This is a genomic window from Curtobacterium sp. WHRI 8282, from assembly GCF_040223925.2.
GTDB lineage: Bacteria > Actinomycetota > Actinomycetes > Actinomycetales > Microbacteriaceae > Curtobacterium > Curtobacterium flaccumfaciens.
Genome location: NZ_JBEHCD020000002.1, coordinates 449864 through 472384 on the forward strand (window position 1 = coordinate 449864; position 22521 = coordinate 472384).

The 22521-nt window shown below is 70.9% G+C and carries 18 protein-coding genes and 1 tRNA gene; 11 read left to right on the forward strand and 8 right to left on the reverse strand.

Annotated features, from left to right (window positions below):
* Nucleotides 1-381: 381 nt before the first annotated feature.
* Nucleotides 382-1380 carry a phosphotransferase gene (locus tag ABRP24_RS08445; protein WP_301600363.1) on the reverse strand — a complete coding sequence of 333 codons (999 nt, stop codon included), beginning with the start codon at nucleotides 1378-1380 and terminating at the stop codon, nucleotides 382-384.
* 116 nt (nucleotides 1381-1496) lie between these two features.
* Here ABRP24_RS08445 and nudC point away from each other — a divergent pair, with 116 nt between their 5' ends.
* Nucleotides 1497-2432 carry an NAD(+) diphosphatase gene (nudC, locus tag ABRP24_RS08450; protein WP_173035761.1) on the forward strand — a complete coding sequence of 312 codons (936 nt, stop codon included), beginning with the start codon at nucleotides 1497-1499 and terminating at the stop codon, nucleotides 2430-2432.
* A complete protein-coding gene (locus ABRP24_RS08455) occupies nucleotides 2429-4195 on the forward strand; it encodes an ATP-dependent helicase (RefSeq protein ID WP_349848031.1) in 1767 nt (588 codons plus the stop codon). Before nudC ends, ABRP24_RS08455 begins: the two co-directional genes overlap by 4 nt.
* Here the strand turns inward: ABRP24_RS08455 and ABRP24_RS08460 are convergent.
* The gene (locus ABRP24_RS08460; RefSeq protein WP_301629646.1) at nucleotides 4086-4943 is read right to left on the reverse strand and encodes a TOMM precursor leader peptide-binding protein; all 858 of its coding nucleotides are present in this window, start codon (nucleotides 4941-4943) and stop codon (nucleotides 4086-4088) included. The two genes, ABRP24_RS08455 and ABRP24_RS08460, sit on opposite strands and share 110 nt — an antisense overlap.
* A 60-nt stretch (nucleotides 4944-5003) precedes the next feature.
* Nucleotides 5004-6422, reverse strand: a complete 1419-nt coding sequence (locus tag ABRP24_RS08465; RefSeq protein WP_301629647.1) for a zinc-dependent metalloprotease — start codon at nucleotides 6420-6422, stop codon at nucleotides 5004-5006.
* A 152-nt stretch (nucleotides 6423-6574) separates the two neighbouring features.
* Between ABRP24_RS08465 and ABRP24_RS08470 the strand changes: the two genes are divergently transcribed.
* From ABRP24_RS08470 to ABRP24_RS08485, 4 genes are all read left to right on the forward strand, one after another.
* Nucleotides 6575-7684: a PDZ domain-containing protein gene (locus tag ABRP24_RS08470; RefSeq protein WP_301600359.1), complete on the forward strand. Its 1110-nt coding sequence runs from the start codon at nucleotides 6575-6577 to the stop codon at nucleotides 7682-7684.
* A 165-nt stretch (nucleotides 7685-7849) separates the two neighbouring features.
* Entirely contained in the window at nucleotides 7850-10828 is a 2979-nt protein-coding gene (locus ABRP24_RS08475; protein ID WP_173035750.1) for a UPF0182 family protein, read from the forward strand.
* Nucleotides 10829-10891: 63 nt separating this feature from the next.
* Nucleotides 10892-10968, forward strand: a tRNA-Met gene (locus tag ABRP24_RS08480).
* Between the two features lie 139 nt (nucleotides 10969-11107).
* The gene (locus ABRP24_RS08485) at nucleotides 11108-11947 is read left to right on the forward strand and encodes a carbon-nitrogen hydrolase family protein (protein WP_232749696.1); all 840 of its coding nucleotides are present in this window, start codon (nucleotides 11108-11110) and stop codon (nucleotides 11945-11947) included.
* Nucleotides 11948-11979: 32 nt separating this feature from the next.
* On the opposite strand, the gene ABRP24_RS08490 is transcribed toward ABRP24_RS08485, so the two are convergent.
* On the reverse strand, nucleotides 11980-13188 hold the full coding sequence (locus ABRP24_RS08490) for an aminotransferase class I/II-fold pyridoxal phosphate-dependent enzyme (RefSeq protein ID WP_027464589.1): 1209 nt from the start codon (nucleotides 13186-13188) through the stop codon (nucleotides 11980-11982).
* 191 nt (nucleotides 13189-13379) lie between these two features.
* Between ABRP24_RS08490 and ABRP24_RS08495 the strand changes: the two genes are divergently transcribed.
* The 5 genes from ABRP24_RS08495 (at nucleotide 13380) to ABRP24_RS08515 (ending at nucleotide 19584) form a co-directional block, all read left to right on the forward strand.
* The gene (locus ABRP24_RS08495) at nucleotides 13380-15335 is read left to right on the forward strand and encodes a trypsin-like peptidase domain-containing protein (RefSeq protein ID WP_349848026.1); all 1956 of its coding nucleotides are present in this window, start codon (nucleotides 13380-13382) and stop codon (nucleotides 15333-15335) included.
* Nucleotides 15336-15519: 184 nt separating this feature from the next.
* Nucleotides 15520-16563, forward strand: a complete 1044-nt coding sequence (locus tag ABRP24_RS08500; RefSeq protein ID WP_027464590.1) for a glycosyltransferase family 2 protein — start codon at nucleotides 15520-15522, stop codon at nucleotides 16561-16563.
* Between the two features lie 4 nt (nucleotides 16564-16567).
* On the forward strand, nucleotides 16568-17389 hold the full coding sequence (locus ABRP24_RS08505) for a CDP-alcohol phosphatidyltransferase family protein (protein ID WP_176708342.1): 822 nt from the start codon (nucleotides 16568-16570) through the stop codon (nucleotides 17387-17389).
* Nucleotides 17390-17433: 44 nt separating this feature from the next.
* Nucleotides 17434-18309, forward strand: a complete 876-nt coding sequence (locus ABRP24_RS08510) for a glycosyltransferase (RefSeq protein ID WP_349848136.1) — start codon at nucleotides 17434-17436, stop codon at nucleotides 18307-18309.
* Between the two features lie 42 nt (nucleotides 18310-18351).
* Nucleotides 18352-19584 carry a CDP-glycerol glycerophosphotransferase family protein gene (locus ABRP24_RS08515; RefSeq protein ID WP_111057027.1) on the forward strand — a complete coding sequence of 411 codons (1233 nt, stop codon included), beginning with the start codon at nucleotides 18352-18354 and terminating at the stop codon, nucleotides 19582-19584.
* 47 nt (nucleotides 19585-19631) lie between these two features.
* Here ABRP24_RS08515 and ABRP24_RS08520 read toward each other — a convergent pair whose 3' ends face one another.
* The 4 genes from ABRP24_RS08520 to ABRP24_RS08535 form a co-directional block, all read right to left on the reverse strand.
* Nucleotides 19632-19934, reverse strand: coding sequence for a hypothetical protein (locus ABRP24_RS08520; protein WP_027464593.1), 303 nt, complete (start codon nucleotides 19932-19934; stop codon nucleotides 19632-19634).
* A 116-nt stretch (nucleotides 19935-20050) separates the two neighbouring features.
* Nucleotides 20051-20821, reverse strand: coding sequence for an ABC transporter ATP-binding protein (locus ABRP24_RS08525; protein WP_071246545.1), 771 nt, complete (start codon nucleotides 20819-20821; stop codon nucleotides 20051-20053).
* Complete coding sequence (locus ABRP24_RS08530) at nucleotides 20821-21645, reverse strand: ABC transporter permease (RefSeq protein ID WP_232536603.1); 825 nt, start codon at nucleotides 21643-21645, stop codon at nucleotides 20821-20823. Before ABRP24_RS08530 ends, ABRP24_RS08525 begins: the two co-directional genes overlap by 1 nt.
* Nucleotides 21646-21688: 43 nt before the next feature.
* Nucleotides 21689-22384, reverse strand: coding sequence for an NTP transferase domain-containing protein (locus tag ABRP24_RS08535; RefSeq protein WP_027464596.1), 696 nt, complete (start codon nucleotides 22382-22384; stop codon nucleotides 21689-21691).
* Nucleotides 22385-22521 lie beyond the last annotated feature (137 nt).

The window sequence follows — 22521 nt, forward strand, 5'->3', positions numbered from 1 at the left end:
CCTCGCGCGTCGCCCTGCGCCCTGTCGCGCTGAGCCCGTGTCGAGCCGCGTCAGTGTCGCGCCGCGCCCGTGTCGAGCCGCGCCGCGGTGTCGCGCCGTGCCCGTGTCGTGCTCCGCCCTGGAGGCCCGGTGCCGGTCCGCCGGGCCGGCACCGGGCCTCCAGGCGGTCGCGTCAGGTGCCCGGGCGGCGGCCGGGACCGGTCACGACACCCCGCAGGACGCACAGCGAGTGGTCACAGACCGTCGGTTGGCCGCGCTGCGACCGACAGGTCGTGACCGCTCGGCGGAACTGAGCGGGGAGTCGTGACCACCGTGGGGCGGTGTGGAACGAGACGGTGTGGACGAGAAGTGTGGAACGAAACGGTGCGGAACGAGGCGGCGTCAGCCGTGGCGGCGTTCGGTGGAGGACAACAGCTGCTCCACCTCGCCGATCTCCATCGTCTCGGGTGACACGGACTGCAGCGGTTCCGCACTCGGGGCGTGCACCGCGTCGACCAGGCGGTGCATCATCGAGACGGCATCGTCGACGACCTCGGTGCTCTTCGCCTGCACGCCGTGCAGCAGCCAGTGCGCCGTCTCGAGCTCGTGGTGCACGCGCGCACGCTGAGCGAGCTGGCGGTCGCGTCCGCCGCCGTTCGCCTCGTAGGCGCTGAGGACGGTGTCGAAGGCGTCGCGGCGGCCGGCGAGCACCCAGGCGAGGTCCTTCGCCGGGTCGCCGAGCCGCAGCTCGCCCCAGTCGAGGACCCCGGTCACCGCATCGCCGTCGACGAGCAGGGCTCCGGTGCCGAGCGACCCGTGCACGACGGTCGGTGTGAACTGCCAGAGCTGCTGGTCCCGAGCGGCGCCCTCCCAACGTTCGACGAGCGCGGCGGGGACGAGCTTGGTCGCCACGGCGCGGTCCATCACCGAGACTGCGGACCGGAGCACCTCGAACGGCGTGAGCGAGGGCAGCCCGGCGTCGGAGACGAAGCTCGTCGGCAGCTGGTGGATCGAGGCGACGGCACGGCCGACGCTGGTCGCGAGGTCGGGGCGCTCGACGAGCGACGCGAGGGTCGGGTGGATCCCGGCCAGTCGGGTCGTGACGATGGCGCGCGTCGACCCGATCGGGGCCTGGCCGCGGTACTCGGCGACGCCGAACGGCAGCCGTGTGCGGATGCCGGCGCTCAGCGCACGGATGGCGACCAGGTCGGCTGACTGCCGGGCCTCGGCGCGCTGGTTCCGGGGGCGGCGGATGACGATCTCGGTGCCGTCGGCGTCGCGGAGGAGCGCCGACTCGTAGTCGCCGGCCGCGGCCGAACCGAGCGTGCGCGTGCCCGTGACGAGGAGACCTGGAACGGCCGTCGTCGCCAACGCGGCTAGAGTGAACTGGGATCCCGCCATGCCCCTCAGGGTAGGCGCGTGACGCGTGCACGGCTGCACGCCACGCTGTTCGGCGGCCCGCACGCCCACCGCACGTCTCCTGCACGTCCGCACCCGATCCGAGGAGCTCTCCCGCCGTGACCGTCGAGTTCGCCGCCCGGCTCCCGCTCTCCCGCAACGAACTCGACCGCGACGCCGAGTTCCGCACGACCGACGACGTCGAGCGTGTCCTGCGCGAGGACGAGCACACCCGGTACCTGCCGGTGCGTGGTGCTGAGATGCTCCGGAACGCCGACGGCACCCTGCGCTTCGTGGCCGCGTCGGAGATCCCGGTCGACACCGTGACCCTGTACCTGGGCCGTGCGGTGTCGGACGCCGCGGACGCGCCGGCGGGTACCCGCTTCGTCGCCGCCCTGATCGACAGCGCGACGGCCACCGCCATCGAACCCGACGACGACGCCTGGCAGAGCCTCCGGATGTTCGGCACCGAGCTCTCGCCGCGCGACCAGGGCCTGGCGGTCGAAGCCGTGGCGATGGCCAACTGGCACGCCGTGCACGGCTTCTCGCCGCGCACCGGGTCGCCCACGGCCGTCGTGAGCGGCGGATGGGTCCGCCGCGACCCCGAGGGACACGACCTCTTCCCGCGCACGGACGCGGCGATCATCGTCGGGGTCGTCGACGCCGACGACCGGATCCTGCTCGGTTCCAACGCCGCGTGGGACGCCGACCGGTACTCGCTGCTGGCCGGGTTCGTCGAGCCGGGGGAGTCGCTGGAGGACGCTGTCCGCCGCGAGGTCTGGGAGGAGTCCGGCGTCCGCGTCGAGGAGCCCGAGTACCTCGGCTCGCAGCCGTGGCCCTTCCCCGCGTCGCTGATGGTGGGCTTCCGTGCCCGTGCAGCCGGCGGTGACCCGACGACCGCACGCCCCGACGGCGTGGAGATCCTGGACGTCCGGTGGTTCTCGCGCGACGAGATCCGCGAGCGCGCCGGCGACACCCTGCTGCTGCCGGGACGCACCTCGATCGCCCGCGCCATCATCGAGGAGTGGTACGGCGGGCCGCTGGACCTGCCGTGAGCGTCGCCGGTCCGCGCGGCGCAACGGGCGCAGGGGCAGTCGAGCCCCGTCCGCCGTCGCCCGACGAACTGCTCGCCGCGCTCGACGCCGAGCAGCGGACGGTCGCCCGCACCCTGCTCGGTCCGGTCGCGGTGCTGGCCGGTGCCGGGACGGGCAAGACCCGTGCGATCACGCACCGGATCGCCTACGGGGTCGCCACCGGGACCTACGCCCCGAACCACGTCCTCGCGCTGACCTTCACGACCCGTGCCGCCGGTGAACTGCGGTCGCGCCTGCGGGCCCTCGGGGCCGGGACGGTCCAGGCGCGCACCTTCCACGCCGCCGCGATGGCGCAGCTCAGATACTTCTGGCCGGACACCGTCGGCGGGCACGCCCCCAAGATCGTCGAGTCCAAGGGTCGGATGATCGCCCACGCCGCGGACACCGTCGGCATGCACGTCGACACCCCGGTGCTCCGCGACCTGGCCGCCGAGGTCGAGTGGCGCAAGGTGCAGATGCTCTCGCTCGACGAGTACGAGGCCGCCGCCGCGGACCGGGTGATGCCGCGGGACACCACACCGCGCCGGGTCATCGACCTGATGAAGGCGTACGAGCGGCTGAAGGACGACCGGCGGCAGCTCGACTTCGAGGACGTCCTGCTGGCGACCCTCGGCATGGTCGAGTCCGAGCCCCGCGTGGCGTCGTACGTGCGGCAGCAGTACCGGTTCTTCGTGGTCGACGAGTACCAGGACGTCTCGCCGGTGCAGCACGACCTGCTGCGGGCCTGGCTGGGCGGGCGTGACGACCTGTGCGTCGTCGGCGACGCAAGTCAGACCATCTACTCGTTCGCCGGAGCCTCGAGCGACTACCTGCTCGGGTTCGGGTCGGAGTTCCCCCGCGGGTCGGTCCTGCGCCTCGAGCGGAACTACCGCTCCACCCGCGAGGTCGTGTCCGCGGCCAACACGCTGATGCGCGGCCAGCCCGGGGCACTCGACCTGGTGGCCCAGAGCCAGGAACCGGGCCCGGAACCGGTCGTGCTGGCCTGTGTCCACGACGGCGACGAGGCGCAGACCATCGCCCGCCGCATCGCCGAGCTCGTCGGGGCCGGAGCGTCCTACGGGGAATGCGCCGTGCTCTTCCGCGTCGGGGCGCAGTCCGCAGCGCTCGAGTCCGCGCTCGGCCGGAACGGCATCCCGTACCGCGTGCAGGGAGGCACCCGCTTCTTCAACCGCCCGGAGGTCAAGCTCGCTGTCCACCACATGCGCGGTGAGGCGATCCGGCAGACCGACGACGAGCTGACCCGACGGGTCCGGCTGGTGCTGCAGGTCAGCGGCTGGACGGAGACGCCGCCGGAGGGCACCGGTGCAGTGCGCGAGCAGTGGGAAGCGCTGCAGGCGATCATGGGCCTGGCCGAGGACGCCCCCGCCGGCACGACGATGCAGCAGTTCACCCAGGACCTGGTGGACCGTGCGGCGACCCACCACGAGCCCGAGGTCGACGCCGTCACGCTCGCGACGCTGCACTCGTCGAAGGGTCTGGAGTGGCCGCACGTGGTCATCGCCGGCGCTGCCGAGGGTCTCCTGCCGATCTCGCACGCGTCGACCGACACCGAGGTGGACGAGGAGCGACGCCTGTTCTACGTCGGGCTGACCCGAGCCCGCCGATCCGTCACGATCACGTGGTCGCAACAGGGCTCCACGCGTGGGGGAGCCCGGGCTCCGAGTCGGTTCCTGGCAGCGCTCGGCACGCGCACCGCGGATGGGGTCGGACCGGCGAACGACTGACCGTCAGGTCGTCGCGCTCGAAGACGAGCTGGTCGGGCTCGGCCCGTTGCGTCCGGAGCGGGAGCCGTTCCAGCAGCATCCGTGTCGTGGCGGCGGCCACCGCCGCTGCCCGCCACGGTGAGAGCGGTGCCGGGTGCCGGCCCCACACCTGGGCGGCGATGGCCGGCCAGGCCGGGTCGTCGTCGACGCGTGCGTACTCAGCGCACTGGAGGCACGGCCCGGCTCCCGGCACGACGAACGGACCGAGACGGACGCGTCCGTCCCCGACGACGACCGCCAGGTGCGGCACACCCCGTCGGGTCCACGCGGTGCGGAGCGCCGGGTCGACGACGTGGTCGGCCACCACCACGGCGAGGCGTGGTTCGGGCTCGGGCAGCACGATCGGCCCCCCGGCGGGCGCGGTGGTGCGACTGACCGTCACGCCCTCGCCGGACAGGAACGTCGCCACGGTGTCGGCGAGGACACCGTCGCCGTGCACCTCGATGCGTTCGAGCGGCTCGGGCAGGACCTCGACCACCGCGGGCGACGCGGCACCGAGCACCCCGGCAGCACGTTCCGGAGAACACCCCGACGCGGCCGCGAGGCCGGACAGCACGTCGTGCCCGGTCTCTCGTCGGAGGCCGTTGAGGAACCGCTCTTCCCCCGTGGTGGGCACCGCGACGACCGCGCGCGGGGGGTCCACCCCGAGCTGGACCGTGGCGGGGTCACGCCAGACGAACTCGAGCGTCGGATCGATGCGGATGCCCATGACCCCACGGTGCCGGAGTGCGCGGCACGCGTGGGGTCACAAGAGGGATCTGTGGAGAACTCAGCGGGGCTGGTCGCCCGTGTCGTTCCCGGGCTCGTCGCCCGCTCCACCCTCGGTGTCGTCGGCCACGCGGCCGGACTCGTCCTCGTGCGGGCGCGCACCGGTCGAGTCGTTCAGCAGGTCCTCGAGGGCCTTGTCGAACGCGTCGTCCTCGTCGGTCTGGGACGGGTTCCGCAGCCGTGCGACGAGGGCGTCGGGTGCGTCGACGTCGTCCGAGGTCGGCACGAGGTCGAAGTGCGACCAGAGGGCATCGCGCTGCTCGGCACCGAGCTCGTCGGTCACCCGCTGCCACATCGCCGCGGCCTCACGCAGACGGCGCGGCCGCAGCTCGAGGCCGACGAGTGTGGCGAACGCCGACTCGGCGGGGCCACCCGCGGCACGGCGACGGCGCACCATCTCGGCGATCGCCCCGGCCTTGGGGAGACGGACGGTGGCAGCAGCGGTGACCGTGTCCACCCAGCCCTCGACCAGCGCGAGCATCGTCTCGAGCCGGGCGAGGGCGGCGTCCTGCTCGGCGGTGCGCGGCGGGATGAGGGCACCCGACGCGAGTGCGTCGCGCAGCTGCTCCTGGTTGGTCGGGTCGATGTCGGCCGCGAGTTCCTCGACGCGGTCGAAGGGGATGTGGATGCCCCGTGCGTAGTCCGTGATCGACGAGATGATGTGCAGCCGGAGCCACCGTGCCGACCGGAAGAGCCGGGCGTGCGCGAGTTCGCGGACCGCGAGGTAGATGCGGACCTCGTCCTCGGAGACGTCGAGGCCCTCGGCGAACTCGGCGACGTTCTGGGGCAGGAGCGCTGCGACCTGCTCGTCGAGGAGCGGCACGCCGACGTCGCCGCCGGACACGACCTCCTTCGAGAGCTGCCCGACGACCTGACCGAGTTGGATCGCGAACAACGCCCCGCCGATGCCGCGCATCGCCTTCGAGACGTCACCGAGCATCGCCTTGAGCTGCTCGGGAGCACGCTGGTCGATCGCCTCGGTCAGGGCATCGGCGATGCTGAAGGCCACCGGCTCGGCGATCTGCGTCCACACCGGGACGGTCGCCTTGGCCCACTGTTCGCGCGTGTAGAGACTCGGGGTCGCGGTCAGTTCGGCGACCGTCGTCACCTCGTCGAGCCACAGTGCGGCGACCTGGAACGCCTGGTCGGCCGCCTGCGAGGTGGCCGGGTCGACGGGGTGGCCGCCCTCCCGAGCGATCGCGGTGGCGCGTTCGGCGGTGGCCGAGAAGTCGATGCCGTCACCGCCGGACTGGGCGGCTCGCTGGAGCTGGCTCATCAGGTTCGCCACCGAGGCCGGGTCGTTCGGCAGACCGGCGGCACCGGCGAGCTGCGACGGGTCGATCTGCCCCTCGCCCGAGAGCAGCTTGCGCAGCATCTCCTGGAAGTCGTCGTCCGGCCCCGGCTGTGGTTCATCAGGCATGCCGACTACGCTAATCGCTGCTCACGGGGCCGCACCTGGGATGCCCCCGTGGGAACGCCCGAAGCGCTGCGCCCAGGGCGAACAGCCCCGTCGCGAGACGTGGGCGACCACCCTGCCGCCAGGCGCGGGTGCCCACCTCGGAAGGACCCCGCGTGACCCTCTTCGCCCCCGCGCCCCGTCGTCGCTCGCGTGCCCGGACCGTCGGGTGGGCGTTCCTGATCGGCGCGGTCGTCCTGGGCCTGTTGGCGAGCCTGCTGCCCAGCCCGTACCTCATCGAGGTCCCCGGGCCGGTCTACAACACCATCGGCACGCAGAAGCAGGGGACGGGCAAGGACGCGAAGGACGTCAAGCTCATCCAGGTGTCCGGCCACGAGACGTACCCGACGGCCGGTGCCCTCGACATGCTCACCGTCGGCATCCAGGGCGACTCCACGAACCGTCCGTCCTGGACCAGCGTCATCCGCGCGATCTTCACCAGGTCACAGGCGGTCATCCCGGTCGAGGCGATCTACCCGAGCGGCACCACGACCGAGCAGGTGAACGAGCGGGACTCCGCCGACATGCAGGCATCGCAGCAGTCGGCCGTCGCCGCCGCGCTCATCCAACAGGGGAACGACCTGCCGACGGAACTCGAGGTCAGCGCCGTGCAGGAGGGCTCGGCGGCCGACGGCGCGATCGAGAAGGGCGACGTCATCACGGCGTTCGACGGCAGGTCGCTCACGACGAACGCCGACGCCTCGAGCCTCCGCGAGCTCGTTGCGAAGCACGGCACCTCGCGCCCCGCGACCGTCACCGTCGAACGGGACGGCGCGACCGAGGACGTCAGGGTGACGCCGCGCAGTGAACAGGGCACGGCGCTGCTCGGGGTCGGTGTCACCGAGCGCTACGAGTTCCCCTTCAAGGTGTCGATCCGGCTGCAGGACGTCGGCGGTCCGTCCGCCGGCATGATGTTCGCGCTCGGGATCATCGACGAGATCACGCCGGGCAAGCTCAACGGCGGCAAGCACGTCGCGGGCACCGGCACGATCACGGCAGACGGCGAGGTCGGGCCCATCGGTGGGATCCGCCAGAAGCTCTACGGGGCGGCGGACGCGGGTGCCACGGTGTTCCTCGCCCCCGCGGACAACTGCGACGAGGTCGTCGGGCACGTGCCGGACGGACTCGACGTCTACAGCGTCTCCACGCTCGACCAGGCCGTCACCGACCTGCAGACGATCGCCGACGGCGGGAGCACCGCGAAGCTCGCCCGCTGCGGTTCCTGACCCGGTCCTGAGTCCCCGTACAGGTTCACGTCCGGTCGGGTCCCATAGGATCAGTGTCACTGACGGCCCGCCGCGAGCCGGGCGCGCCGGTCCGACACGTCTGGAGCACATCAAGTGACGACAACCTCGTCCACCTCGGGGCGGCGTTCGCCGCGGGTCCCCATCGTGGTCACGATCATCGTGCTGGCCGCACTGGTGATCGCCTTCTTCATCTTCGCCAGCCTGTACACCGACTACGCGTGGTTCGCGCAGCTCGGGTTCCAGCAGGTCCTCACGACCCGGTGGATCGCCGGGACGCTGATGTTCCTGGCGGGCTTCCTCGGCATGGCGGTCCCGGTCTTCGTGAGCATCGCGCTCGCGTTCCGGTTCCGGCCGGTCTACGCGAAGCTCAACTCGCAGCTCGACCGCTACCAGCAGGTCATCGAGCCCCTGCGGCGCGCCGTGATGATCGGCATCCCCGTGGTCCTCGGCATCTTCGCCGGGCTCTCGACGGCGGGGCGCTGGAGCATGGTCCTCGAGTACTTCAACCGCACGCCGTTCGGCAAGACCGACCCGCAGTTCGGACTGGACATCGGGTTCTACGTGTTCGAGCTGCCGTTCTGGCGCTCGATCGTGGCCTACTCGTCGGCCGTCGTCCTCATCGCCGGTCTCGCCGCACTCGCGGCGAGCTACCTCTACGGCGCGCTCCGCTTCGGTGGTCGTGAGGTCCGGATCTCCCGCGCCGCGCGCATCCAGCTCGCGGTCACGGCGGCGCTCTACATCGCGCTGCAGGCCGTCAGCCTCTGGCTCGACCAGTACGCGGCCCTGACGAAGTCGAACTCGCTCATCACCGGTGCCCAGTACACCGACGTCAACGCGGTGATCCCGGGTCGCGAGATCATGGCCGGCATCGCGGCGATCGTCGCGTTGCTCTTCATCGTCACGGCGGTCATCGGCCGCTGGCGCATCTCGATCGTCGGGACGGGCCTGCTGCTCGTCGCCGCGATCGTCGTCGGGGGCATCTACCCGTGGGTCGTCCAGCGTCTGCAGGTGAAGCCCTCGGAGCGCACGTTCGAGTCCGCCTACATCGAGCGGAACATCAAGGCCACGCGTGACGCCTACGGTGTCGCCGGCGTCGAGGAGCAGAACTACGACGCCACGACCGAGACGAGCTCGGGTGCGCTCGCGAAGGACGCGCAGACCACGGCGAACATCCGTCTCATCGACCCGAAGATCGTCTCCGACACGTTCAGCCAGCTGCAGCAGTACCGGCAGTACTACCAGTTCCCGAAGGAGCTGGACGTCGACCGCTACGACGTCAAGGGCGAGACCGAGGACACCGTGATCGCGGTCCGCGACATCGACCTCGCCGGGCTCAGCTCGGCCGCGAACACGCAGTACAACCGGGCGTTCGTCTACACCCACGGCTACGGCGTCACCGCGGCCTACGGCAACCAGCGCGCGAGCGACGGCAAGCCGGTGTTCCTCGAGTCCGGGATCCCGTCGAACGGTGCCCTGGGTGACTTCCAGCAGCGCGTGTACTTCGGTGAGACCTCGCCGCCCTACTCGATCGTGGGTGCCCCGAAGGGCACGAAGGACGTCGAGCTCGACTACCCGTCCGGCTCCGACGACGACAACGGTGGCAACGCGACCACCACGTACGCCGGCGACGGCGGTCCGAGCCTCGGCAACTTCTTCAACCGGCTCGTCTACGCTGCGAAGTTCCAGTCGGAGCAGATCCTGCTCTCGAACGCGGTGAACAAGGACTCGCAGATCCTCTACGACCGCGACCCGATCACCCGCGTGCAGAAGGCCGCGCCGTACCTGACCGTCGACAGCGACGCGTACCCGGCGATCGTCGACCACCGCATCCAGTGGGTGGTGGACGGCTACACCACGAGCGACGCGTACCCGTACTCGCAGAGCCAGAGCCTGTCGGACAGCATCGCCGGCGCCGAGTCCTCGACGTACCGCACCGACCAGGTGAACTACATCCGGAACTCGGTGAAGGCCACGGTCGACGCGTACACGGGCAAGGTGACGCTGTACACGTGGGACACGAAGGACCCGGTCCTGAAGACGTGGCAGAAGATCTTCCCGACGTCGATGAAGCCGGTGTCGAGCATGAGCGCGGAACTCCTCGACCACGTGCGGTACCCGACGGACCTGTTCAAGGTGCAGCGCTCGATCCTCGGCACCTACCACGTGACCAACGCCAACTCGTTCTACTCGGGTGACGACGCGTGGAACACCCCGCAGGAACCGACGAGCACGGCGACGTCGGACAGTGACGCCGACACCGCGGCGACGTCGACGAACGCGCTCGGCGCGCAGACGACGACGACGGCCAACAGGGCGAACCTGCAGGACCCGTACTACCTGACGATGAAGGTGCCGGGTCAGGGGACCGCGTACTCGCTGTACACGACCTACATCCCGCAGCAGTCGGCCGGGGCGAACAACCGCAACGTGCTGACCGGCTACCTGGCGGTGAACTCCGACGCGGGTGGTGCCGGCAAGGGCGAGAAGGCGTCGGGCTACGGCAAACTCACGCTGTTGACGATGCCGAAGACCGACAACATCCCGGGCCCCGGACAGGTGCAGAGCCTCTTCAACGGTGACTCGACCGTGTCGCAGGAGCTCAACATCCTGAAGCGCGGCAACTCGACCGTGAAGCAGGGCAACCTGCTCACGCTCCCGGTCGGCGGCGGGTTCCTCTACGTGCAGCCCGTCTACGTCCAGTCGACCTCGAGTGGTTCGTACCCGCTGCTGCAGAAGGTACTCGTGGCCTTCGGCGACAAGATCGCGTTCGAGGACACGCTCGACGAGGCCCTGAACTCGCTGTTCGGCGGGGACTCCGGTGCGGCGGCCGGCGACTCCGGCGCGAGCGGCGGCGACAGCGGCAGCGGTACCGGTTCCGGTTCCGACAGCGGGTCTGGCTCGGACACGGGTTCCGGCTCCGACACGGGCTCCGGCTCGACCGGCTCGACGGGTTCCGGCTCGGCTGACAACGACGCCCTGCAGAAGGCCCTGGCCGACGCCAAGGCTGCCCTGCAGGACCGCCAGGAGGCCTACGCGGACAACGACCTGGTCGCTGCGGCGGAAGCCGACCAGCGCCTCCAGGACGCGATCGAGGCCGCCACGGCAGCCGAGAACGGCAAGTGACACACCGTGGCGGGGCACTCGATTTGTGTCCCGCCACGGCCCCGTGTAGGCTTCTAAACGTGCCGCGGGGTGGAGCAGTTCGGTAGCTCGCTGGGCTCATAACCCAGAGGTCGTAGGTTCAAATCCTGCCCCCGCAACCAAGCGTCACATGAAGGCCCCGGTCCAACAGGACCGGGGCCTTCTTCGTGTCCCCGCCCGCAGGACGACTGAACGCAGGCCCGCTCGCAGGACGACCGAACGCAGGCCCGCCCGCCGCACACCCCCGGGTACGCTCACCGCATGGCCACCCTCACGATCGCGGCGGCGCAGTTCGCCCCCGTGGACGACCCCGTCGCCAACCTCGACACCGTGCGCACCGCCGCCGTCGACGCGGCCGCCCGGGGCGCGGACCTCCTCGTCACGCCGGAGTACACCTCGTACTTCACCGCCGACATCGACGATCGGTTCGTCGCCGCGGCGCAGCCCCTGGACGGTCCGTTCGTCTCGGGCCTCCGCGACGTCGCTCGCGAGACCGGCATCGCCCTGGTCGTCGGGGTCGCCGAGTCAGCGGACACGCCGGAGCGCTTCCGGAACACCCTGGTCGCGGTGCTCCCGTCGGGGGACGTGGCGGCGACGTACCGGAAGGTCCACCTCTACGACGCCTTCGGCTCGCGGGAGTCGGACCGCATCGAGTCCGGCGACCCGGAGCAGCTGCCGGTCTTCGAGTTCGGCGGAGTCCGCGTCGGGCTCGAGACCTGCTACGACCTGCGCTTCCCCGAGGTCACCCGACGGCTCGCCGCTCCCGAGACCGGCGCGGCCGACGTCGTCGTCCTCCCGGCGGAGTGGGTGCGCGGGCCCGGCAAGGAGCACCACTGGCGCACGCTCCTCACGGCGCGCGCGATCGAGAACACCGTCTGGGTCGTCGGGGTCGGCCAGACGCCGCCCATCGGGATCGGCGGCTCGGTCGTCCTCGACCCGTCCGGCGTCGCTGTGGCCTCGGCCGGTGCCTCGCCGAGCACCCTCACCGCCACGATCGACACCACCGTCACGGACGCAGTCCGTCGGGTGAACCCGTCGTTGTCGCTGCGGCGGTACGACGTCGCACTGCGCACCCCGCCTGGAGGCCCGGGGCAGCGCTGACGCGTCCGTCGCGTCCCCGACGCGGTCGCGTCTCAGGCGCGGGGGCGCGTTCCGAGGGTCGCCAGGCGTGCGGCGGCGTCCTCCAGGACGCTCCGGCGCTTGCAGAACGCGAAGCGCACCAGGGACCGGTAGCCGGAGACACGGTCCGGGCGGACGAACGCCGACACCGGGACCCCGGCGACCCCGGCCAGAGCCGGCAGTTCGAGGCAGAACGCGCGGGCGTCGTCGTACCCGAGCGGCGCGGCGTCGGCGAGCACGAAGTAGCCGCCGTCGGGGCGCATCACGTCGAAACCCGCAGCCGTCAGTCCGTTCGCGAGCAGTTCGTGCTTCGCGCGCAGGTCGGCGGCGATGCCGGTGAACACCGCGTCGGGCAGGCGGAGTCCCACGGCGACGGCCGGTTGGAAGGGTGCACCGTTCACGAACGTCAGGTACTGCTTGACCGTCGTGATCGCGTCGACGAGCGCCGGGGGAGCGGTGAGCCAGCCGACCTTCCACCCGGTGGTGTTGAAGGTCTTGCCGGCGCTCGACACCGACACCGTCCGTTCCGCGGCACCCGGCAGGGTCGCGATGGGCGTGTGCGGGACGTCGAAGGTCAGGTGCTCGTAGACCTCGTCCGTGATGATCACCGCATCGCGCTCGGTGGCCAGGTCGACGATCGTCTGCAGCACCTCGGTGGGCAGGACCCGGCCCGTCGGGTTGTGCGGGGTGTTCACGAGCACGGCGCGGGTGCGGTCGGTGAAGGCCGCACGCAGCGTGCGCTCGTCCGGCAGGAAGTCGGGTGCGGTGAGCGGGACCGTGACGTGCACCCCGCCGGCCAGCCGGATGAGCGCCCCGTAGGCGTCGTAGAACGGCTCGAAGGTGATCACCTCGTCACCGGGTTCGACCAGCGCGAGGATCGTCGCGGCCAGCGCCTCGGTGGCACCGGCGGTGACGAGGACCTCGCGGTCGGGGTCCACCTCGAGCCCGTACCACCGCTGCTGGTGCTCGGCGATCGCCGCCCGCAGGTCGGGGGTGCCCCGGCCCGGCGGGTACTGGTTCGCGCCGTCGCGGATCGCCTGCACCGCGGCCTCGAGCACCTCGGCCGGCCCGTCCTCGTCGGGGAACCCCTGCCCCAGGTTGACCGCGCCGGTGTTGGCGGCGAGGGCGCTCATCTCGGCGAACACCGTCGGTGCGGGGACTCCGTCCGGTCCGAGCAGCATCGCTCCGTCGGCGGCTCGCAGCCACGGTCCTGCCTGGCGCATGTGGTTCCCTCCCGTGCGGGCGACGACGTGTCGCGCTGAACGGACCCCAACCTAGCTGTCCGTCCCGCGGCGGACCGGGGCACCGTGTACAGCGCACGCATAAGATCGCCAGGGGTGGCTCGCAGCCTCGCCAGAAGGACCGCTCAGGTGCTTGCGACAGACTGCACGAGCTTGAAAGGAGCACGTCCAGCATGACCGACACCACGCCCGACGGGCAGGGCGACGACCGCCGTCCGGACGATGCGGCTCCGCCTGCCGCCAGTGAGGACGCCGCAGCAGCGGCCACGAGAGGGAACACGTCGATGCCGAACGACTCCGACCAGCCGGACGAGACTTCTCGCCCGAACCAGAACGACGAGACGACCCCGGACCACACGGACGTGATCCCGTCGTCGACGGACCACCCGACCGACCGCTACACCGCGCCGTACCCGGCCGTCTCCGGTGACTCCTCGCGCGCGCAGCAGGGCGGCTACGGCCAGCAGACGTCGCCGTACGGCCAGCAGGCACCGCAGTCCCAGAACCCGTACGGCCAGCAGTCGCAACAGAGCCAGAACCCGTACGGCCAGCAGCCGCAGTACGGCCAGCAGGCGCCGCAGGCCCAGAATCCGTACGGCCAGCAGTCGCAGTACGGTCAGCAGGCGCCGCAGGCCCAGAATCCGTACGGCCAGCAGTCGCAGTACGGTCAGCAGGCCCAGAACCCGTACGGCCAGCAGTCCCAGTACGGCCAGCCGGGCGCCGAACGCCCCCGCTACGGCGAGTACGCCCAGCCGACGTCCTCGTCCGCTCCGAGCTCGTCCTCCGAGTACGCGAACGCATCCGCGCAGGCCCCGCAGTCCGCCACGAGCGCCTTCGGCGACGTCGACGGCGCGAACCAGCGCAACGGGCACTACTTCAGCGACGACGCCTCGGGTGCCGCGGCGACCACGACGACCAAGGAGCGCTCGGGCCGCAACAAGCTGCTCCTGCCGATCATCGCCGGTCTCGTCGTGGCCGGGCTCGTGGGTGGCGGTGCTGGGTGGCTCGCATCGTCGGCGGCGAACGACGGTGGCAGCGTGGTGTCCTCTGGTTCGTCGCAGGGCGGCAACCTGACCGTCAACGACTACGACTCCGCCACCGTCGTCACGGCCGTCGCGGCACAGGCGACCCCGTCCGTGGTCACGATCAACGTGTCGGCGAGCAACGAGGCCGGCACCGGTTCCGGTGTCGTGATGAGCAAGGACGGCTACATTGTCACGAACACCCACGTGGTCACCCTCGACGGCGACAGCTCGAACGGCCGGATCACGGTGACGACCTCGAACGGCAAGATCTACGCGGGCAAGCTCATCGGCACCGACCCGACGGTCGACCTCGCGGTCATCAAGATCGATGCGACCGACCTCAAGCCGATGGAGTTCGCGGACTCGTCCAAGCTCAACGTCGGGGACACCGCGGTCGCGATCGGTGCGCCGCTGGGCCTGTCGAACACCGTCACCGACGGCATCGTCTCGACCCTGAACCGCAGCATCCAGGTCACCTCGAGCGCCCCCAGCGAGGGTGGCGACTCGAACGAGGGCGGCAACGGCGGCTCGGGTCCCTTCGACTTCTGGGGCAACGGGGACAACGGCAGCAGCTCGTCCGCGAACACCACCGTCTCGCTCCCGGTCATCCAGACCGACGCCTCGATCAACCCGGGCAACTCCGGCGGTGCGCTGCTCGACTCGAAGGGCCGACTGATCGGCATCAACGTGGCCATCGCCTCGGCTGGCAGCTCGTCGTCGGAGTCGGCCGCCGGCAGCATCGGCGTCGGCTTCTCGATCCCGGCCAACCTGGTCAAGCGGGTCGCGAACGAGATCAAGGACAACGGCTCGGCGACCCACGGGCTCCTCGGCGCGACGGTCGGCGACGCCACCGAGGACGCCAGCGCCACCCAGGTCGGCGCCCTCATCAAGTCGGTGTCCAACGGCGGTGCCGCGGCGAAGGCCGGTCTGCAGAAGGGCGACGTCGTCACGAAGATCGGCTCGGCGTCGGTCTCCGACGCCACCGACCTGACCGCGCAGGTGCGCTTCTTCGCGGGTGGCGCCTCGACGACGATCAGCTACGTCCGCGACGGTCAGACCCGCCAGGCCGACGTGAAGCTCGGAACGTACGACAGCAAGGGCTGACGCCACCACACGACGGACAGGAGGCCCGGGGCACGACGTGCGCCGGGCCTCCAGTCCGTCACGGGGGCGCGTCCCGCGCCGACGCAGGTGGGCGGTTCGGCCTCTTGATAGGCTCATGGTCGCTCTGCGGGGCGGCACCGCCCCGGTGCGTCCCGTGCCGCCAAGCCAGCACCCCGAGGTACGCATGCAGTCAGACGGACAGCCCCTGCCGGGCGTCTCGTACGTGATGCCCGTGCTGAACGAGGTCACCGAGGTCCGGGCCGCCGTCGGCAGTCTGCTCGACCAGGACTACGCGGGCCCGTTCGAGGTCATCCTCGCGCTCGGGCCGTCGATCGACGGCACGAACGAACTCGTCGCCGAGATGAGCGCTGCCGACCCACGGATCCGCGCGATCGACAACCCCGTCGGCTCGACGCCCGCCGGGCTGAACGTCGCGATCCGTGCGTCCGTGCACCCCGTCGTCATCCGCGTCGACGCGCACTCGGTCCTGCCCACCGACTACACGCGCATCGCGGTGCGCACGCTCCTGGAATCCGGAGCGGACAACGTCGGCGGCATCATGCGCGCCGAGGGCCGGACCCCCTTCGAGCGGGCCGTCGCCCTGGCCTACGGCAGCCGTGTCGGCCTCGGCGGCACGCCGCACCACGTGGGCGGCACAGCCGGCCCGGCCGAGACCGCCTACCTCGGCGTGTTCCGACGTGAGCGGCTGTTCGACGTCGGCCTCTTCGACGAGGGCATCAAGCGCGGCCAGGACTGGGAACTCAACCGGCGGCTGCGCCAGACCGGCGGGACCGTCTGGTTCACGCCGGAACTCGTCGTCACCTACCGCCCGCGGCCGAGCCTGAAGCGCCTGGTGCGGCAGTTCGTCGCCACCGGGCTCTGGCGCGGCGAGCTCGCGCGTCGGTTCCCTGCGAACAACGGCCTGCGCTACTTCGTGCCGCCGGCGATGGTCGCGGCGATGGCGCTGGGCGTCGTCGCCGGACTCGTCGGCATCGTCGGCGCGGCGCTCGGCACCCCGCTCGCCTGGGCGCTGCTCGGGTTCGTCGTGCCCGTCGTCTACCTGCTCTTCGTCGTCCTGGGGTCGATCGCGGTGGCGCGCCGCTCCGGGCTGCCGACGCTCCTCTGGTTGCTCGTCGTGCTGCCCTGCATCCACGTGGGCTGGGGGCTCGGGTTCATCATCGGGTTCCTGACCCGCACGTCCGAGCTGACCACCCACACGGGACGGTGACCGAATGACCGACCACCCCACGACCGGCCGCGGATCCGCACGGCCGAACTCGATCGCCGAACTCCGGGCCGTCGCCCAGCCGGACGAGGTCCGTGCGCGCGCCAACGCCGAGCACTGGACGGCCTCGCTGTACCTGCGCGACGTCTCGCCGTACCTGACCTGGGTGCTCCTGAAGACCCGCGTCAGCGCGAACCAGGTCACCGGCCTGATGATCCTGGTCGGCTGGAGTGTCGCCGCCGCCCTGCTCATCCCCGGCATCTGGGGCGCCGCCCTGGCACTGGTCCTCGGCCAGCTGCAGATGCTCGTCGACTGCTCCGACGGCGAGGTCGCCCGGTGGCGCGGCACCAAGTCGCCCGCCGGGGTGTTCCTGGACAAGGTGGGGCACTACACGACCGAGGGACTGATCCCGGTCGCGCTCGGCATCCGCGCGGCCACCTGGCCCATCCACGGCGCCGACTGGATGTGGACCACGATCGGGTGCGCACTCGGCCTGGTCATCGTGCTCAACAAGGCCCTGAACGACATGGTGCACGTGGCCCGCGCGAACGCCGGGCTCGACAAGCTGGTTGACCGACGCGATGCGTCCACCGCCCCGTCCGGCCGCAGGCTCGCCTCGCTCCGCCGCGTGGCACGGTTCCTGCCGTTCCACCGCCTGTACCACTCGGTCGAGCTGAGCATGCTCGCGTTCGTCTTCGCCCTGCTCGCCCTGGTGATCGGTGACCCGCTCGCCAGCCGGATCCTGGTCGGTGCGCTGTTGCCGCTCGCCGTGCTCGCGACGATCGGGCACTTCCTGGCGATCATCGCCTCGAAGCGGGTCAAGGCGTGACCGAGGACACGACCGTGCCCGGAACCCTGCGCCGGCACGCGGTGGTGCACCGCGGACGACCGCGCGTCGCCGTGGTGAGCCTGTCGCAGGGCACCCGGCCGGAGGACCTGCGCCGCGGCCTCGACAGCGTGCTCGCCCAGCAGGACGTCGAGCTCGACGTCGTCTGCGTCGGCAACGGCTGGGTACCCACGGGCCTGCCGGACGGTGTGCGAGCCCTGGCCCTGCCCGAGAACGTCGGGATCCCGGCCGGTCGGAACGCCGGGGCCGAGGTCGTCGACGGTGACTACGTGTTCTTCCTCGACGACGATGCGTCGGTGCCGTCGCCGACGTTCCTGCGCGACGCGATCGCGCTGTTCGAGCACGATCCGTCGCTCGGCCTCGTGCAGCCCCGGGTCGTCGACCCCACGGGTGCCGCGAACCCCCGCCGATGGGTGCCGCGGATCCGGAAGGGCGAGCCGGACCACTCGTCGCCGGTGTTCTCGGTCTGGGAAGGCGCCGTCGTGCTGCCGATGGACGTCTACCGTGCCGTCGGCGGCTGGGGGGCCGAGTACTTCTACGCCCACGAGGGCATCGAGCTCGCCTGGCGCGTGTGGGATGCCGGCCGTCGGACCTGGTACGCCGGCGACCTCGTGGCGCACCACCCCGCGATCGACCCGGCGCGGCACACCGAGTACTACCGGTTGAACGCCCGGAACCGGGTGTGGCTGGCTCGGCGCAACCTGCCCGCGGTGCTGCGCCCGGTGTACGTGGGGTCGTGGGCCGCGATCCAGATCACGCGCTGGTGGCGTCACCCCCGCCGACTGGCCACCTGGTTCGGTGGGATCCGTGAAGGATGGACGACCGACTGCGGTCCGGTCCGCCCGATGGGCTGGCTCACAGTCGCACGGATGACCATCGCAGGGCGGCCGCCGGTCGTCTGACCCGCACGCCTCGTCCCACCAGAGCAGACCCGGAGAAGGACCATGTCGATCATCAGCGACCTGCGGACCGCGCTGCGGCTCGTCGAGCGACTCCTGACGTCCCGCCGGAGCCGGCAGCAGCTCGCACGGCGACTGCCGTCGGCGCCGAAGCCGGCGCCCGGTTCGGTCGAGATCGCCGTGTACTTCGCCGACGGTCCGGTCAACATGTACCAGGTGCGCCAGTGGTACGCGCCGCTGGCCGAACTCGCGAAGACGCACCCGGTGGCGATCATCTCGCGGAGCCCGGGCACCATGCTGACCCTGCTCGAGGAGTCGCCCGTGCCCGCGGTCTACGCCCGGCAGGTGGTCGACCTCGAACACTTCGTCGACACGCAGGCGCCGAAGGTGGTGCTGTACGTCAACCAGAACGCCCGCAACTTCCAGATGATGCGGTACGGGCGGATGTGGCACGTCTTCGTCAACCACGGCGAGAGCGACAAGATGTACATGACGACGAACCAGTTCAAGGCGTACGACTACGCCCTGATCGCGGGGGACGCGGCACGCGACCGTCTGGCCGAGGCGCTGTGGGACTACGACCTGGACGCCCGGACCATCGCGATCGGACGCCCGCAGGCCGACCACTTCGCCGGAGCGGCCCCGTACCCCGACGACGACCGGACCGTCGTGCTGTACGCCCCGACGTGGGAGGGTGACCGCGGTGCCGCGGCGTACGGGTCGATCGCGTCGCACGGCACGGTCATCGCCGAGCAGGTGCTCGCATCGCCCCGCCACCGTCTGGTGTACCGCCCGCACCCACGCAGCGGTGTGCTCGACCCCGCCTACCGCGCGGCGCACGAGCGGATCGTCGCGGCGATCAGCGCGGCCAACGCCGCCGACCCGGCCGCGCACCACCTGTACGACGACGGCGGTGACCTCGGCTGGCAGCTGGCGGACGCGGACGTGGCGATCACCGACATCAGCGCGATGATCTACGACCGACTGGCGGTGGGCAAGCCGCTCATCGTCACGCGGCCGGTGTCGCCCGAGGCCGACGTCGACGAGCGGGGCTACCTGAGCGACGCGAACTGGCTGACCGCGGCGGACGCCCCGTCGGTGCTCGCCCGGGTCGACGCGGCCGCGAGCGACGCCGAGGAGCTCGCCCGCCTGCAGCACTGGGTCGCCCGGTACTTCGGCGACACCACCCCGGGTGCGGCAACGGCGCGGTTCCACGCGGCAGTGGAGTGGTTGCTCGAGCGGTGGCGGACCGTTGCCGCCGAACGCGACGGGGCCTGACGGACGATCGTCACCCCGCGGGCTCCGTGCCGGAGGCCGGTGCTGCGTCACGGCTGCATCCCCGGCCCGACGAGTGACATCCGCCAGAGGTACTCGGACCGGTCGGGCCGACGCCACCGGACGATGACGACTCCCGTGTCCTCGGGGTCGGCGCCGAAGACCGCCAGGGACAGCGATCGGCCGGGGTCGAGGCGGCGCACTGCGAGCGGCGGGCAGTACCCGTTGCCCAGGTGGGTGAGCGTGAGCCCGTCGACCGGCTCGGGGCCGGTGTTGACGAGGTCGTACCGACGCGGTGCGTGCGATCGGTCGACGGCGAACGGGACGGCGTACGCGGTTGGTGGGTGGTGCATGGGGGGAACGCTAGGGGGAGGGTCCGACGGCGGGACCCCGGGGGCGGCCACGAGGGCCCGGGCTGTGGAGGGAGCCACAGACGCCCGTGTTGGTGCAGGGGGAGTACCCCGGCCGGTCAGGAGCCGTAGTCGGCCGCGTACCGGGCCAGCGCGGCCTCGATGGTGCCGTCGAGCTGCAGACGACCCTTGTCGAGGTAGAGCCCCCGGTCGCAGAAGCGGCGCAGGTCCTTGTCGCTGTGGGAGACGAAGAACAGCGTCCGGCCGCCGGCCAGGAGCTGCTCGATCCGCTTGTAGCACTTCTCGCGGAAGGCCTTGTCGCCCACCGCCAGCACCTCGTCGACCAGGATGACCGGCTCGTCGAGCCGCGAGATCACCGCGAACGCGATGCGGACCTTCATACCGCTCGACAGGTGCTTGTAGGGGGTGTCGACGAAGTCGGCGATCTCGGCGAAGTCGATGATCTCGTCGAAGGCGTCGCGGATCTCGGCCCGGGACATGCCGTGCAGGCCCGCCGTCAGGTACACGTTGTCGCGCACGGTGAGGTCACCGACGAAACCTCCCGTGATCTCGATGAGCGGGGCGACGCCGGCACCCACGTCGACGCGGCCCTCGTCGGGCAGCATGACCTGGGCCACGAGCTTCAGCAGGGTCGACTTGCCCTGTCCGTTCCGCCCCACGACCCCGATCGCCTCGCCCGGGCGGACGTCGAACGACACGTTGCGGAGCGCCCAGAACTCATCGGCACGCTTGCGGCGCCCGCGTCCGGCGAACAGGTCCTTGAAGTTCCGGCTCGCGCGACGGTTCCGTTTGAAGCAGATGCCGGCGTCGCGCACCGAGATGACCGGGGTGACGGTCTCGGTGCGTCGGGTCTGGTCGGTCGCGGTCATCACAGCTCCTTCAGCACGCGGTGCTCGCTGCGGCGGAACACCGCGAAGCCGATCACCAGGACGATGCCGGTCACGACCACCGAGGCTCCGACCTCGAGCCAGTCGAGCTGGCCGGGGAAGAACGCCGCACGGTACATGCCGAAGATGCCGGTGAGCGGGTTGATCGCGGCGATGTCCCGCAGGGCGGGAGGCAGCGCGTGCGTGCCGTAGATGATCGGGGACGCGTAGAACAGGAACCGCAGCACGAGCTTGGTGGCGCGCTCCAGGTCACGGAAGAAGACCACGAGCGGGGCGACGATGAGCCCCAGGCCGTAGACCAGCGCGCACTGCAGCACGATCGCCAGCGGGAAGAACACGACCTGCCAGTGCAGGTGGGCACCCGTCGCGATCGCGAAGGCGGCCAGGACCGGCAGGCTCAGCAGGAACTCGATGCCCTTCGACGCGTCGATCCGTGCCACCCAGATCGTGCGGGGGATGGTGGTCGAGCGGATGAGCTTCGATTCCTTGATGAACGCCCGGGTGGAGTCCGAGACGCCACCGGTGAACCACATCCACGGCAGCAGCGCGGACAGCAGGAACACGATGTACGGATCTTCACCCACCGAGCCGCGGTGGAAGACCTGCGTGAAGACGAACCAGTAGATCCCCGACATCACGAGCGGGTCGAGGATCGACCACACGTAGCCGAGCGCCGACGTCGAGTAGCGGACCCGCAGGTCGCGGACGGTCAGCAACCAGAGGGCCTGACGATAGCGCCGACCGGCGCTCCGGGCCTTCGCGGGTGCGGGAGCCACGGGCGCGGTCGGCGCACTCGCTGTGGTCACGGTTTCCCTTCGGGCGGAACCGCCGAGGGGTCCTGACGGTGGTTCAGGCGAACAGGTTGTTCGCGCGCTCGAGGTCCTCGGCGAAGTCGATCTCGACCGCGTACAGGTCGGAGATGTCGATCGGCGTCCAGCGTAGCCCGTCCTCGGCGATGGCAGCCTCGATGCCGCCCTCGAAGTACTCCTGGTCGTCGACGCGACCGAGCTGCCGGATGAGGGCCTGCTTGTCGGCTGCGGAGACGTAGTTGATCCCGACGGCTTCGCCGAGACCCCCGACGACCCGCTTGGAGAGCTTGTGGATGAAGCCCTCGGCGTCGACGGTGTACTTGACCTCTTCGTCGGAGACCTTGTCGGTGTTGACGCTGACGAAGGAACGGCCCTCGTCGATCATGTCGGCCGCACGGACGAGCGCCATCGGGTCGAAGACCACGTCGCCGTTCATCCAGAGGACACCGCTCTTGCCGGTGGCCTTGAGGGCACGCAGCAGGCTCTTCGAGGTGTTGGTGGAGTCGTACGACTCGTTGTAGACGAAGTTCGCTTCGGGGAACGCCTCGACGATGTGCTCCGACTTGTAGCCGACGACGATCGTCACGCGGGCGCTCGAACCGAACGCGGCGCGGATGTTGTCGAACTGCTGCTGCATGATGGTGCGGCCGTCACTGAGCTCCGTGAGCGGCTTCGGCAGGCTGCGGCCGAGACGGCTGCCCATCCCCGCTGCGAGGATCACGATCTGCGTGGTCATGCTGGTCCCTTCTGGTGTCCGCCCGCGCACCCTGGGGTACGGGCGGGCCTCGTCGAGTCTGCGCTTCCAACGTCCGAGTTGCCCGAGAACCGTTCGTGTCGACGTGGTCGTCGCTGCGAAGAGGCCGCCGGGATCGC